Genomic DNA, 13,866 nt, shown 5'->3' on the forward strand with positions numbered 1-13,866 from the left:
TATATTGCGTTAAAGAATTACCAGTATCGGGGAAACGCCGCTGGGAGACAAGTTTTTGGAGGGTATTGAATATGATTGAGTGGTTGCTTGTGCCGGCGGCCTATTTGTTTGGTTCGGTGTCTAGCGCGATTATCGTTTGTCGGTTGATGGGGCTGGAAGATCCGAGAAATCAAGGGTCGGGAAATCCTGGCGCCACCAATGTTATGCGCATCGGCGGAAAAAAGGCGGCCGCGATCACATTGTTGGGCGATGCCTTGAAGGGGCTGGTTCCCGTATTGGTGGCAAAGGCGATGGGGGCGGATAGTTTGGTATTGTCCTGTGTCGTGTTCGCCGCTTTTTTAGGCCATTTGTATCCGCTGTTTTTTGGCTTTAAAGGTGGCAAAGGGGTGGCGACGTCGTTCGGGGTCACGCTGGGTGTTACCTGGCTGTTGGGGATTGTCGTGTCGGGCACCTGGTTCATCGTCTATAAAATCGGCGGTATTTCCTCGTTGGCGGCTTTGATTGCCGCTACCTTGACGCCGGTATATGTTTGGTTGATTGTCGGCGATGCCAACCTGGTCATTACCTTCGTGTTGATTTCGACGATTTTGTTGTGGCGGCATCGCGCCAATATTCAACGCTTGCTGGCGGGAGAAGAGCGTTAACTGGTTTTAGCAGGGTTAAACGCTCAGCAACTCTTCTATGGGCCAGCGTGGCCGGGCGAAAATTTGTAGGTCTTCTTGTTGTCCGGCCAGCAGGCGTTGGCAGCCGGCATAGGCAATCATCGCGCCGTTGTCGGTGCAGAAATCCAGTCTCGGAAAATACAATTGCACCTTTTGTTGCCGCGCCATTTCTTGCAGATGGGCGCGGATCGCTTGGTTGGCGCTGACGCCGCCGGCGATAACCAGCGTTTTCAGGCCGGTTTGCCGGATGGCGCGTTTGCATTTGATGGTCAGGGTTTCGGCCGTTGCCTTCTGGAAGGCATAAGCGATATCGGCCTTGTCTTGATCGGTTTTGTCGGTATTGTTCAAGGTATTAAGGGTGAATGTTTTCAAGCCGCTAAAACTGAAATCCAAGCCTGGCCGGTCGGTCATGGGGCGCGGAAAATCGAAACGTTCCTTGCCGCGCTTGGCAAGTTCGGCCAGTTTCGGGCCGCCGGGATAGCCCAATTCCAGCATTTTTGCCGTTTTATCGAACGCTTCGCCGGCGGCATCGTCTAGTGATTCGCCGAGCAAGGTATAGCGGCCGATGTTTTCGACTTGGACCAGCATAGTATGGCCGCCGGATATCAACAGGGCGACAAACGGGTAGCGTGGCGGATTGGGTTCCAGCATCGGCGCCAAAAGATGGCCTTCCATGTGGTGTACGGCAATCGCCGGAACCCTCCAGGTCCAGGCCAGACTGCGGGCGGTGGCGGCGCCGACCAGCAGGGCGCCCATTAGGCCGGGGCCCGCGGTGTAGGCGATGCCGGCGATGTCGGTCGTTTTGACTTGGCCGTCGCTCAAGCATTGCTTGATTAGCGGAACCAGTTTGCGGATATGGTCGCGCGATGCCAGTTCTGGCACGACGCCGCCGTATTCGCTGTGCATCAACACTTGGCTATATAAGGAATGAGCAATCAGGCCGCGCTCGGAATGATAGACGGCGACGCCGGTTTCGTCGCAGGAGGTTTCGATACCTAAAATGTACATTGAGTTTGAATAAAATAATTTTGACGGGTATAATTGCGAGTTCTCTGTTGGGTTTGTCTCTCAACGAACTTAAAAATATTAACATAAATCGGATTATTAATAATGCCAGCAGTAAAAGTAAAAGAAAACGAACCATTTGATATCGCAATTCGTCGTTTCAAGCGCGCGTGCGAAAAAGCGGGTGTATTGTCGGAAGTTCGTCGCCGTGAATTTTATGAAAAACCAACGGCGGAACGTAAACGCAAAGGTGCCGCAGCGGTCAAGCGTCATCTGAAAAAATTGGCGCGTGAGCGTTATGCGTTGAAGAATCTGCGTCGTGGTCGTCCCCAAGTATAATTGTTGGTTTGCGCGCTATGGAATCATTAAAAGACCGTATCAAGGATGATATGAAGGCCTCCATGAAGGGGGGCGATAAAGGCAGATTGGGCGTGATTCGCATGATCATGGCGGCGATCAAGCAGATCGAGATTGATGAGCGGGTCGAGCTTGATAACGACGGCGTGATTGCTGTGATGGATAAGATGCGCAAACAACGCCGCGAGTCGATCAGGCAATATCGCGAAGCCGGTCGTGATGATTTGGCGAGTGTGGAGGAGAAGGAAATTTCGGTTATCGAAGATTTTCTGCCGCAAGCGTTGAGCGATGAAGAAATCGATGCAATGGTCGCGCAGGCCATAGCGGAATCCGGCGCCGAATCGATCAAAGAAATGGGCAAGGTAATGGGATTGCTGAAGCCGCAAATGCAAGGCCGTGCCGATATGTCGGTGGTGAGTGGCAAGATCAAGGCCGCGTTATCCGCTTAAATCTTTGATTGTCCGGTGTAATGTCCGGCAGCATTCCTCGTGAATTCATAAAAGATCTCCTGGTGCGGGTCGATATAGTAGACCTGATCGATTCGCATGTTCCTTTAAAAAAGTCCGGCAGCAATTTTGTTGCCCGCTGTCCTTTCCACAACGAAAAAACGCCTAGTTTTTCCGTCAGTCGTAAAAAGCAACTTTATCATTGTTTTGGTTGTGGCGCGGGTGGTGATGCCATCAATTTTCTGATGGATTACAACCATCTTGATTTCGTCGAGGCAGTCGAGGATTTGGCTTCGTTCGTCGGTATCGAGGTGCCTCGAGAGACCAGGGCTTATACTGCCGAGGCTGTCGGTAAAAATGCATCAGCCATTTATGACTTGTTGGCTCGAGTGGCCGCTTTTTATCAAGAACAATTGCGTGCGAGCGGTTGCAAGATCGCGGTGGCTTATTTGAAAGGACGCGGGGTAAGTGGCGAAATCGCCAAGCATTACGCTCTGGGGTATGCACCGGAAGGCTGGGATGCCTTGGTGGGCCGGTTTGACCGGAAGCTGTTGATGGAGGCCGGGCTGCTTGCCAGTAATGATGCCGGTAGGGTCTATGACCGGTTTCGCGGCCGTTTAATGTTTCCGATTCGCGATAAACGAAAGCGAGTGATTGGTTTCGGCGGCAGGGTTTTGGATGACTCGCTGCCCAAGTATATCAACTCACCGGAAACCGCGGTATTTTCCAAGGGCCGCGAGGTCTACGGGCTTTATGAGTTATTGGAAAAAAACAGCCGGCCTCGGCGCATACTGGTGGTCGAAGGCTATATGGACGTGATTGCTCTGGCGCAGTTTGGTATCGATTACGCTGTCGCGACCTTGGGGACCGCAACCTCCAGAAGTCATCTGGATCTGTTATTTCGTTTCAGTTCCGAAGTGGTGCTTTGTTTCGATGGCGACAATGCCGGGAGACAGGCTGCTTGGAGGGCGGTGGAGGCGGCCTTTCCAAGCTTGCGCGATGGGCGACAGGTCAAGGTCATGTTGTTGCCGCAAGGACAGGACCCGGATTCGCTAGTTCGAGAGGAAGGTGTTGACGGTGTTGCGGCGAGAATCGATGCGGCTCTGCCTTTGTCGGATTACTTCTTTGCGCATCTGACGGAAGGTCGGATGTTGAACAGCGTAGAAGCTAAGGCGCGCTTGTTAAAAGAAGCAAAGCCTTACCTGGAGCAAATGCCAGAAGGCTTTTTCAAAGATTTGATGTTTGTTCGCTTACGGGAATTGTCGGGCGGAAGTGGACTGGATGAATTGCAGAATCAGTCTAAACTTACCCCGAATGCGGCTAAGGTAAAGCGGGGGGAAAGTTTCAAATTGACACCGCTAAGGGTGGTTATTGCATTGCTGTTGCAAAATCCCCGTTTGGCCGAGGTGTTGGGGGATTTGCAACCTGATTGGGATTTGTTGCGGTTTTCAGGTAAAGAGCTGTTATTGGATATTTTGCGCACGATTGAGGTCGAACAGCCAGGCAATACAGCTATTTTGCTCGAATTTTATAGAGGGAGGCAATGGGAAAAGGAAGTGCGAGTGTTGGCGAACTTGGTAGTCAAGCCCGAGGGCGTCGTTCAATTCGACGAGAATGCGGAGTTTGAAGGAGCGTTTGCTCGGGTTGAAAAACAAGGGCGCGAACACTATATAGACTATTTGTGGGATAAAAAGACTAAAGAAGGATTGACGGCGGGGGAAAATGAAGTGTTGCTAAAACTATTAAGCAATAAGAGCGCTTAAATAAATTTGTGATTTGGTGCTATAATTTCCTGTTCGGTAGCGTTAGCTGCCGAAGGTATTTTGTGAGTGTAGAATGAATCAAGAACAACAGCAATCCCAACTTAAACAATTGATCGCTAAGGGTAAACATCAAGGGTACCTGACTTATGCGGAGGTAAACGATCATTTGCCTAGCGATATCGTCGATCCCGATCAGATCGAAGATATTATCGGCATGATTAATGATATGGGGATTCAGGTTTATGAAGTCGCGCCTGATGATGACGATTCTTTGATTAGCTCGGATGCTGCAGTCAGTACTGATGACGATGAAGATGTAGAGGAAGTTGCCGCCTTGGCATCGGTGGATAGCGAATTCGGCCGAACCACCGATCCGGTGCGCATGTACATGCGGGAAATGGGTTCGGTGGAGCTTTTGACGAGGGATGAGGAACTAAAGATAGCCAAGCGTATCGAGAACGGACAGCAGCAAATTATCGAGGGTTTGTCGCGTTCGGGTTTTATCATCGACTCGTTTTTAAGTTCCTTTGACGAAGTTCTGGAAGAGGATTCCAGCGTCAGATTGAATGACATGCTGACAGGTTTCGCAGACTTGTCCGAACCCGAGGATGTTAATAACGACGCGGATTCGGGCGACGACGATGACGATAGCAAGGTGTTGGATTATGACGAGGTTAAGGAGAAGGTCGATAAGCTAAGGACTGTCTACGAGCAAGTCCAAGAATCGATCCGGAAGAACGGTTATGACCATAAGAAGACCGAGCAACTTTTTGACGAAATGGCGCAATGTTTCGCCGAGTTCAAATGGACCCCGCAGTACCTGAAGAAAATGGTCAATGCGGCGGCCATAGTGACTGCGATGATCAGAGAAAGAGAGAAATTTATTCTCGATATCTGCGTCAAAAAGGCGAAAATGTCGAAGAAGGAATTTATTAATTCCTTTACGCAAAATGAAGCGAGTTCCAAATGGTTGGATCAATATCTTGGAGATGGGCATAAGTACGCGCAAGTGTTGCGGGAGCATGAAGAAGGCATCAGAAATGCGCAAAGCGAACTGGCCGAGATTGAGGATAAATATGGTTTGACTATTGCCGCTCTGAAAGATATCAACCGGCGCATTTCGATCGGCGAAGCCAAGGCGCGTCGCGCGAAAAAAGAGATGATCGAGGCGAATCTGAGGCTGGTGATTTCGATTGCTAAGAAATACACTAATCGCGGTTTGCAGTTTCTGGATTTGATTCAGGAGGGCAATATCGGCTTGATGAAGGCGGTCGATAAATTCGAATACCGCCGCGGCTATAAATTTTCCACCTATGCCACCTGGTGGATCAGGCAGGCCATCACCCGTTCGATCGCAGACCAAGCCAGAACGATCCGCATTCCGGTGCACATGATCGAAACCATTAATAAGTTGAATCGTGTGTCTCGCCAAATCCTCCAGGAAATGGGACGGGAGGCGACGCCCGAGGAATTGGCGGAACGTATGGATATGCCGGAAGATAAGGTGCGTAAGGTATTGAAGATCGCCAAAGAGCCGATTTCGATGGAAACGCCGATCGGTGATGACGAAGATTCCCATCTGGGCGATTTTATTGAGGATGCGAAGGTGTTATCTCCGGTAGAATCTGCTACAATCGCAGGCTTGCGCGAGTCCACGCAAAATGTTTTGGCCGGATTGACCGCGCGCGAAGCCAAGGTATTGCGTATGCGCTTCGGGATCAACATGAACACCGACCATACCTTGGAAGAAGTAGGCAAACAATTTGATGTGACCCGGGAACGGATCCGTCAGATCGAGGCCAAGGCGTTGAGAAAATTAAGGCATCCGTCGCGATCCGAGCAATTGCGATGTTTCCTTGATAATGATTGACGCAGCCGAGGTCATTTCGTCAGTATAAGGGCCTTTAGCTCAGTTGGTTAGAGCATCCGACTCATAATCGGCAGGTCCCCAGTTCGAGCCTGGGAGGGCCCACCACTTTTAAAAGGCCGCGAATGCGGCCTTTTACATATCTGTTAGATTTAGTCATGAGGAAATCACAGTGAGTAATAATTTTATATTTACATCGGAATCGGTCTCCGAGGGACACCCGGACAAAGTCGCGGACCAGGTTTCCGATGCGGTGGTAGATGCATTGTTGGCGCAAGACCCGAAATCGCGCGTGGCCTGTGAGACGATGGTCAAGACAGGTATGGTTATTTTGGCCGGCGAAATTACTACCGAAGCCTGGGTCGATACCGAGGAATTGGTGCGCAAGGTCGTCTGCGAGATTGGTTACGATCATGGCGAGATCGGTTTCGACGGCAAAACATGCGCGGTATTGAACGCAATTGGCAAGCAGTCTCCCGATATCGCGATGGGTGTCGATGACAGCGAAGATCATGAGCAGGGCGCTGGAGACCAAGGCTTGATGTTCGGTTATGCCTCCAACGAAACCGATGTGTTCATGCCGGCTCCAATTACTTACTCGCACAGATTGGTCGAACGTCAGGCGCAAATTCGTAAAAACGGCACGTTGCCGTGGTTGCGTCCCGACGCCAAGAGCCAAATCACGTTCCGTTACGAAGACAACAAACCGGTCGCCATCGACGCGGTGGTTCTGTCGACACAGCATTCGCCGGAAATCGGCGGCAAATTGCTGGAAGAGGCGGTGATGGATGAAATCATTTTGCCGACTCTGCCGAAAGAATGGCTGCATGCCGATACCAAATTCTTCATAAATCCCACCGGTCAATTTATTATCGGCGGTCCGGTCGGCGACTGCGGTTTGACCGGTCGTAAAATCATCGTCGATACTTACGGCGGTATGGCCAGACACGGAGGGGGCGCGTTCTCCGGTAAGGACCCTTCCAAAGTGGACCGTTCGGCGGCATATATGGCTAGATATGTGGCGAAAAATATCGTCGCCGCCGGTTTGGCGGAGCGTTGCGAAATTCAGGTTTCCTATGCGATCGGCGTGGCCGAGCCGACTTCGATCAGTGTCGAAACGTTCGGTACCGGCAAAGTCGGCGAGGACAAGCTGGTGGAAATCATCAAAGAGCATTTCGATCTGAGACCGAAAGGCTTGATCGCCCAGCTGGGTCTGTTGAAGCCGATTTATCGGCCGACCGCGGCTTACGGTCATTTCGGCCGCACCGAAGCTTCCTTTAGCTGGGAAAAAACCGATAAAGTCGAAGCCATCAAAGATTGGGTCGGCCTGTAACAAGATAGGATAGAAAGATGAGTGTAGAAGATTATAAAGTCGCCGACATCAGTCTGGCGGAATGGGGCCGTAAGGAAATCAGTATCGCCGAAACGGAAATGCCGGGTTTGATGGCGTTGCGTGAAGAATACGGCGCGCAACAACCGCTGAAAGGCGCCCGCATTGCCGGTTGTTTGCACATGACCATTCAAACGGCGGTGTTGATCGAAACGTTGACGGCGTTGGGCGCGGAAGTCAGATGGTCGTCCTGCAATATTTTCTCCACCCAGGATCACGCCGCGGCGGCGATGGCGGCCGCCGGTATTCCGGTGTTCGCCTGGAAAGGCGAAACCGAAGCGGAAGCGGAATGGTGTATCGAACAAACCATCCTCGGTCCCGATGGTTGGCGTCCGAATATGATTCTGGACGACGGCGGCGACTTGACGCTGATGATGCACGAAAAATTTCCGGAATTGATGGGCGACGTCATAGGTTTGTCGGAAGAAACGACGACCGGCGTGTTGCGTTTGTACGATATGGTCAAGAAAGGTACGTTGAAAGTGCCGGCGTTCAATGTCAACGATTCCGTGACCAAATCCAAGTTCGACAATTTGTATGGTTGTCGTGAATCGTTGGTCGACGGCATCAAGCGGGCCACCGATGTCATGGTGGCCGGAAAGATCGCCGTGGTTTGCGGTTATGGCGATGTCGGTAAAGGCTGTGCGCAATCCTTGCGTGGCCTGGGAGCGACGGTTTGGATTACCGAAATCGATCCGATCTGCGCCTTGCAGGCGGCGATGGAGGGCTACCGCGTCGTGACGATGGATGAAGCGGCTCCTGTCGCCAATATCTTCGTGACCGCGACCGGTAACTGCAAGGTCATCACCCACGAGCACATGAAGGCGATGAAGGATCAGGCTATCGTCTGTAATATCGGTCACTTCGATTCCGAAATCGAGATCGCCGCACTGCGCCAATACGCTTGGGAAAACATCAAGCCTCAGGTCGATCACGTCATTTTCCCGGACGGCAAGAGATTGATCGTGCTGGCGGAAGGCCGTTTGGTCAATTTGGGCTGCGCTACTGGCCATCCCAGCTTCGTCATGTCCAACTCCTTCTGTAACCAGGTGTTGGCGCAGATCGAGCTGTGGAATAACGCCGATAAATACGAAAACAAGGTCTATGTACTGCCGAAAATACTGGATGAAAAGGTGGCTCGTTCCCACTTGATGCAACTGGGTGTGAAATTGACAGAACTGACCCAGGAACAGTCTGATTATCTAAACGTCCCGGTTGAAGGACCTTATAAGCCGGATCATTACCGTTATTGATGCAATTATTGCCATTCGGCTTGTAAAAAAGGAGCTTCGTGCTCCTTTTTTATTGCAGAAGAGTCGAAGGCATCCATTAAGTTTTATCCTATGCGAGTTTCCAGATTACATGTCAGCCAGGCATTGACGCCAGGTGTATCGATCGATCTAAGCGATGACGAAGCGCATTATGTGCGCACGGTGTTGCGCCTGAAAAAAGGACAGCAAATCGTTTTGTTCAACGGCCATGGCGGTGAATTTTATGGCCGTTTAGCGCTGGTCAGTAAAAAAGAGGTGGTCGTCGAAGTAGAGCAATACAACGATCGCAGTGTGGAGTCCAGTCTGAGTGTCTCGCTGGGTTTGAGTATTTCTCGCGGCGATCGCATGGATTGGGCCGTGCAAAAAGCCGTTGAATTGGGCGTAGCGCGAATCACGCCGTTGTTGACTGAACGGTGCGTGATCAAATTCAGGGATGAAGAAAAAAAACGGCTGCGGTTACAGCATTGGCGGCATATCGTCCGGCATGCGGCGGAACAATCGGGACGGACCGTTCTGGCGGAGATGCCCGGGATCGAGGCGTTGGCTTCCTGGGCGCCGGCGCAACAAGGCCTCAAATTATTCCTGGATCCTTACGCAGAACAGTCACTGGCGAATTTACAACCCGGCAGCAATGGTTGCGTGACGCTGTTGTCCGGCCCGGAAGGCGGGTTCACAGAACAAGAGCGAGAGGATGCCAAGGCCGCTGGGTTTAAGCCGGTAAGGATGGGGCCGCGCATCATGCGGACCGAAACGGCCGTGCTGGCGGCCGTGACCGCGGTACAAACTTTATGGGGAGATTTTATCCGATGAGACAGCTGGCTTATTCCTTGCTGCCTTTGCTGCTGCTGGTTGCACTGGCTTCGCTGGCCTGTGTGTTGGGATATTTTGTCTTGCTGCTTACGGGCGACGTGGTTGAATTACGCAAAGTGATAAGCAAGGGAACGCAAGTACTGTTGGTGTTGAGTATTTTTCCGCTAAGAAAATGGTTGCAGTTATCCTGGTCGGACTTGGGTTTCGCGCCGCGTAGGCAATTTATCCGGCAAATGGGGCTGGGAGTGCTGCTCGGTATCGTGACCTTGTTGCCCGTATTGTTGGTTTTGTACGGTCTCGATATCCATGTGTTCGATGTCGGCAGGGAGTGGACCGTGATGAAAGGGATAAAAAAAATCACGGTCGCCTTGTTGCTGGCGTTGCTGATTTCTTTCGTCGAAGAGCCTTTGTTTCGTGGCATCTTGTTGGCGGCTTTTCGGCGCAAAATGTATTTGCTGGCGGCCATTTTGCTCAGTTCGTTCTATTATGCCGCGCTGCATTTCCTGAAAAGCAAAACCGATGTTCCTTATGATGAATTGACTATAACCAGCGGTTTTCGTTTGCTGGGTGAAGCATTCGTCAATTGGGTAAATCCGGAAATTCTGTCCGCGTTGCTGGCATTATGGGTGGTCGGCGTGTTTTTGGCCGTCATCAGAACGGAATTCGAAAACAGCCTCGGTATCTGCGTTGGCTGCCATGCCGGTTGGGTTTGGCAAATCAAGGTCAGCAAGGATTTTTTCGACACGAACCAGCAGTCGGATTATCTGTATCTGGTGAGTAGCTACGATGGCGTGGTGGGGCCGTTGGTGACTGTCTGGCTGTCCATGGCGATCGCAGCCTATTATCTGTGGAAAAATACCGGCAAGTGGAGTAGTGGGGCCTAAGCGGCCCCATGCCGTTCAATCGCGAAAGTTATTGAATTGCAAAGGCTGGCCGAGGTCTTCTTCCCGTAGCATTTGGATGACTTGCTGTAGATCGTCTCTTTTTTTGCCGGTGACGCGCACCTTATCGCCTTGAATGGCCGCCTGGACTTTCATCTTCTTGTCTTTAATCAACTTGACGATTTTTTTCGAGAGGGTGCTGTCCAGTCCTTGCTTGAGCGTAATGCTCTGCTGGGCGGTTTTGCCGCTGGTTTGCGGATCGCCGCTCTCCAAACAGCCGATGTCGATGCCGCGCTTGGTCATTTTGGAATACAGAATCGGCAGCATTTGCTGGAGCTGAAAGCCCGATTCTGCCTTCATGACGATACTGTCTTCCTGTTGCTCGAAGGTCGCGTTCGACCCTTTAAAGTCGAAACGGGTGGATACTTCCCTGTTGGCTTGATCGACAGCGTTGGTGACTTCATGACAGTCGAATTCGGATACGATATCAAATGATGGCATTCTTCTTGAATCATTAACTAAAATAAAGGAGTTTAACTATAATTTTGTTGTAGTTTTTTTTCAATGCATTGTAGAGTAAATACCAATGAAAATTCGGTTCCTTAACGCATTGCCGACGATAGCGGTCGTCCTGGTCATGGTTTCAGTCAGCGCTTGCTCAACCAGTAAAAATGTCAAAGGACGGGATTTTGAGATGTCATCGGTGGTTAAAAACGACATCGACCTGGTATCGGAAACCCATCAGCGGAAGGTGCTCGATTCGTTGAAGGAATTATCGGTCAAGCTGTACAAGCGTAATCCGTCCGAATGGAAGAAAGGCGGTTACGAGTCCTTGCAAGCCGCGGTCGATGCTTTGTCAGGAGATCCGTTTCCGGAGATCGAGGGTAAGCGAAGTGTCGATTGTATCCGTCTGGCATTCGAGGAAGCATACCGGGGAGACAGGGTCAGGGCATTTGTCGGCGGTTTGGAGACGATGGTATTGGATTCCTATGACGGCCATCGATCGTTTTATTTGCACAATATGCTGGAAGCCCAGAAGCTCTACGACAGCGCCCGCAATATCGAATTGGCGTCATGGTTGTTACGGACCAAGCGAAATAGTCGCGGAGAGCTGTATTTGTTGAGTTCCGGCGATAGCGAACATATCAATCTGAGCTTCGAACGTTTGTTCGGCAAGATGATCAATGCCCAGGATATGCTGGCGCAAATCATGGCCGATAGAACGCATAGACAAATCAAGAATGTGATTCAGGCGGTGGCGACCGCCTTTATTCCAATTTAGTTTTCCGTTGCGCAATAAAGCGTTTGATCGCGGCAATGCGCAGGTTTCTAATTGCCGCGCCAATTTGCGCTCCTTTCAAGCCGCTTTTTACGGCCTCGGACGTATCAACGGCGGCGGCTGCGGCAGCTGCCTCGGCCATATACTTGGCCTGAGGATAGGCTTTATGCTCGAATCCCTTGCGACCTCTCATATCGGCCTTGCAAGCCAGTAAAAAATCCTCCAGATTATGTTTGGGCTTGAATGCATTCAATGCCTGCAGCACATCGACCAAGGTATTGGCGCGTAGTTCGGTGACGCGGTGGCAGTGCGTGTGGTAACGCATGACCTGTTGGCTTAAGGTTTTGAAATGCTTGGGCACTCTTAGCCGCTCGCAGAACTGTTCTAATACCGGCAAACCGTTTTTTTCATGGGCATGGTGGAAAGGCCAGTCTTCGGTTGGCGTCAATCCTTTGCCCAAATCATGCAGTAAGGCCGCTAGCCGCACTTCGGCCTTGTCGGAAAGCAGGGCGGCTTGCTCCAGGACCATCATCGTATGGAGTCCGGTATCGATTTCAGGGTGGTATTGCGCCGGTTGCGGCACGCCGAACAGGCGCGCAATTTCGGGGAAGATCGAGTCCAGCGCCATACATTCCTTGAGTGTACGAAAAAATGCGGTAGGGGTTGGCTCCAGCAGGGCTCTGTGCAGTTCGGCCCAGACCCGCTCGGCGACCAGGTGTTCGGCCTCGCCGTTACGCACCATGAGCTCCATCAAGTCGCGGGTTTCCGGCGCTAAGGTGAAGCCTAGATGGGCATAGCGAGCGGCGAAGCGGGCAACGCGCAGAATCCTGACCGGGTCCTCGCTGAAGGCGGGAGAGATGTGGCGGAAGATGCGTTGCTCGAGATCGCGCCTGCCGTGATAGGGGTCGATGATGACGCCATCCTCGTCCATGGCCATGGCATTGATGGTCAGATCGCGGCGGATCAAATCTTCTTCCAAGGTGACATCGGGAGAAGCGTGAACGGCGAACCCCTTGTAACCGGGAGCCGTTTTACGTTCGGTGCGGGCCAGCGCGTATTCGTCATGGGATTGCGGATGCAGGAATACCGGGAAATCCTTGCCGACCGGTTTGAAGCCCTGAGCGATCATCGACTCGGGCGTTTCGCCGACGACCACCCAGTCCTTTTCCTTGACCGGTCTGTTTAACAGATAATCGCGAACCGCTCCGCCCACTAAATATGTTTTCATAGCCTCCGAAATGCTTGTTTTTGCAACTGTCTAACAGCGTAGTATAAAGTAGTCATGATGTTGCAGGAATAATATGACAGAAGAGAAAAGACATGTGGGAAATTTTTTTGTTCAGCCTGGTTTTGGGCGCGTTCGCCGGAGTCGTGGCGGGGGTGTTCGGACTGGGAGGCGGTCTGTTGATCGTTCCGGTATTGGCTTGGATATTTGAAGGCTATCGATTTGATCCCGACTTGATCATGATCATGGCTGTGGCGACTTCCTTAGCGACCATTATTCCAACCGCCACGGTGACGGTTGTTTCCCATCAACGTAAGCATGCCGTGATCTGGCAACGGGTGTTCCGCCTGGTGCCGGGGATCATCGTAGGCGCGGTAATGGGGGCGTTATTTGCCGATTTGCTCAGTAGCGGCGTCTTGCGCGGGTTGTTCATTCTCTATTTGCTGTTTATCGGCACTAATATGGCATTGCAGCGAAAACCGGTGTTGAATTTGGAACGACAAGGATTCTGGTTGGATTATTTCGCCGGGGGGGTAATAGGTCTGTTGTCGAGTTTATTAGGCATCGGTGGCGGGACTATTACCGTTCCTTATTTGCTGGGACAACGGTTGGAAATGAAAAATGCGGTAGCTGTTTCCAGCGCCTGCGGCTTGCCCATTGCCGTCGCTGGAACCTTCAGTTATGCCTTGCTGGGCTGGGGAGACACTTCCCTGCCGATGGGGAGTGTCGGCTATGTTTATTTGCCGTCGTTCATCGGCATCACCGCGCTAAGCATGCTAACGGCCCCATATGGGGTAAAACTTGCGCATAAACTGCCCGCACAAAAATTGAAGCGTTATTTTTCCGCCATCCTGTTTATTATGGCGTTGAAGATGATGTTTTAAAAAATTGGTGACAGGCGCTTATTGTA

At 51.5% G+C, this 13,866-nt stretch carries 14 protein-coding genes and 1 tRNA gene; 12 read left to right on the plus strand and 3 right to left on the minus strand.

Features of this window, described 5'->3' with window-relative positions; translation table 11 throughout:
* Positions 1 to 71: 71 nt before the first annotated feature.
* Positions 72 to 644 carry a glycerol-3-phosphate 1-O-acyltransferase PlsY gene (gene plsY, locus EP25_RS0114265; RefSeq protein WP_031434516.1) on the plus strand — a complete coding sequence of 191 codons (573 nt, stop codon included), beginning with the start codon at positions 72 to 74 and terminating at the stop codon, positions 642 to 644.
* A 15-nt stretch (positions 645 to 659) separates the two neighbouring features.
* On the opposite strand, the gene tsaD is transcribed toward plsY, so the two are convergent.
* Positions 660 to 1,670, minus strand: a complete 1,011-nt coding sequence (gene tsaD / locus EP25_RS0114270) for a tRNA (adenosine(37)-N6)-threonylcarbamoyltransferase complex transferase subunit TsaD (protein ID WP_031434517.1) — start codon at positions 1,668 to 1,670, stop codon at positions 660 to 662.
* A 102-nt stretch (positions 1,671 to 1,772) separates the two neighbouring features.
* On the opposite strand from tsaD, the gene rpsU reads away from it, so the two are divergent.
* The 9 genes from rpsU (at position 1,773) to EP25_RS0114315 (ending at position 10,455) form a co-directional block, all read left to right on the plus strand.
* Positions 1,773 to 2,006, plus strand: coding sequence for a 30S ribosomal protein S21 (gene rpsU, locus EP25_RS0114275; protein ID WP_031434518.1), 234 nt, complete (start codon positions 1,773 to 1,775; stop codon positions 2,004 to 2,006).
* 17 nt (positions 2,007 to 2,023) lie between these two features.
* The gene (locus tag EP25_RS0114280) at positions 2,024 to 2,473 is read left to right on the plus strand and encodes a GatB/YqeY domain-containing protein (RefSeq protein WP_031434519.1); all 450 of its coding nucleotides are present in this window, start codon (positions 2,024 to 2,026) and stop codon (positions 2,471 to 2,473) included.
* Between the two features lie 20 nt (positions 2,474 to 2,493).
* A complete protein-coding gene (gene dnaG / locus EP25_RS0114285; protein ID WP_031434520.1) occupies positions 2,494 to 4,233 on the plus strand; it encodes a DNA primase in 1,740 nt (579 codons plus the stop codon).
* Between the two features lie 73 nt (positions 4,234 to 4,306).
* Entirely contained in the window at positions 4,307 to 6,103 is a 1,797-nt protein-coding gene (rpoD, locus tag EP25_RS0114290; RefSeq protein ID WP_031434521.1) for an RNA polymerase sigma factor RpoD, read from the plus strand.
* A gap of 28 nt (positions 6,104 to 6,131) precedes the next feature.
* Positions 6,132 to 6,208: transfer RNA gene (locus tag EP25_RS0114295), tRNA-Ile, on the plus strand.
* A gap of 64 nt (positions 6,209 to 6,272) precedes the next feature.
* Positions 6,273 to 7,433 (plus strand): methionine adenosyltransferase, encoded by a 1,161-nt coding sequence (gene metK, locus EP25_RS0114300; protein ID WP_031434522.1) that lies wholly within the window; start codon positions 6,273 to 6,275, stop codon positions 7,431 to 7,433.
* A gap of 17 nt (positions 7,434 to 7,450) precedes the next feature.
* A complete protein-coding gene (gene ahcY / locus EP25_RS0114305) occupies positions 7,451 to 8,743 on the plus strand; it encodes an adenosylhomocysteinase (protein WP_031434523.1) in 1,293 nt (430 codons plus the stop codon).
* A gap of 90 nt (positions 8,744 to 8,833) precedes the next feature.
* Entirely contained in the window at positions 8,834 to 9,571 is a 738-nt protein-coding gene (locus tag EP25_RS0114310) for a 16S rRNA (uracil(1498)-N(3))-methyltransferase (RefSeq protein WP_031434524.1), read from the plus strand.
* Positions 9,568 to 10,455 carry a CPBP family intramembrane glutamic endopeptidase gene (locus EP25_RS0114315; protein ID WP_031434525.1) on the plus strand — a complete coding sequence of 296 codons (888 nt, stop codon included), beginning with the start codon at positions 9,568 to 9,570 and terminating at the stop codon, positions 10,453 to 10,455. The genes EP25_RS0114310 and EP25_RS0114315 overlap by 4 nt, the downstream gene beginning before the upstream one ends.
* A gap of 15 nt (positions 10,456 to 10,470) precedes the next feature.
* Here the strand turns inward: EP25_RS0114315 and EP25_RS0114320 are convergent, their stop codons facing one another.
* A complete protein-coding gene (locus EP25_RS0114320; RefSeq protein ID WP_031434526.1) occupies positions 10,471 to 10,953 on the minus strand; it encodes a YajQ family cyclic di-GMP-binding protein in 483 nt (160 codons plus the stop codon).
* A gap of 85 nt (positions 10,954 to 11,038) precedes the next feature.
* Between EP25_RS0114320 and EP25_RS0114325 the strand changes: the two genes are divergently transcribed.
* A complete protein-coding gene (locus EP25_RS0114325) occupies positions 11,039 to 11,734 on the plus strand; it encodes a hypothetical protein (protein ID WP_031434527.1) in 696 nt (231 codons plus the stop codon).
* On the opposite strand, the gene EP25_RS0114330 is transcribed toward EP25_RS0114325, so the two are convergent.
* Positions 11,721 to 12,959 (minus strand): multifunctional CCA addition/repair protein, encoded by a 1,239-nt coding sequence (locus tag EP25_RS0114330; RefSeq protein WP_031434528.1) that lies wholly within the window; start codon positions 12,957 to 12,959, stop codon positions 11,721 to 11,723. The genes EP25_RS0114325 and EP25_RS0114330 overlap by 14 nt on opposite strands.
* Before the next feature lie 92 nt (positions 12,960 to 13,051).
* Here EP25_RS0114330 and EP25_RS0114335 point away from each other — a divergent pair, with 92 nt between their 5' ends.
* On the plus strand, positions 13,052 to 13,840 hold the full coding sequence (locus EP25_RS0114335) for a sulfite exporter TauE/SafE family protein (RefSeq protein ID WP_031434529.1): 789 nt from the start codon (positions 13,052 to 13,054) through the stop codon (positions 13,838 to 13,840).
* The last annotated feature ends 26 nt before the right edge of the window (positions 13,841 to 13,866 follow it).

The organism is Methylomarinum vadi (genome assembly GCF_000733935.1).
Lineage (GTDB): Bacteria > Pseudomonadota > Gammaproteobacteria > Methylococcales > Methylomonadaceae > Methylomarinum > Methylomarinum vadi.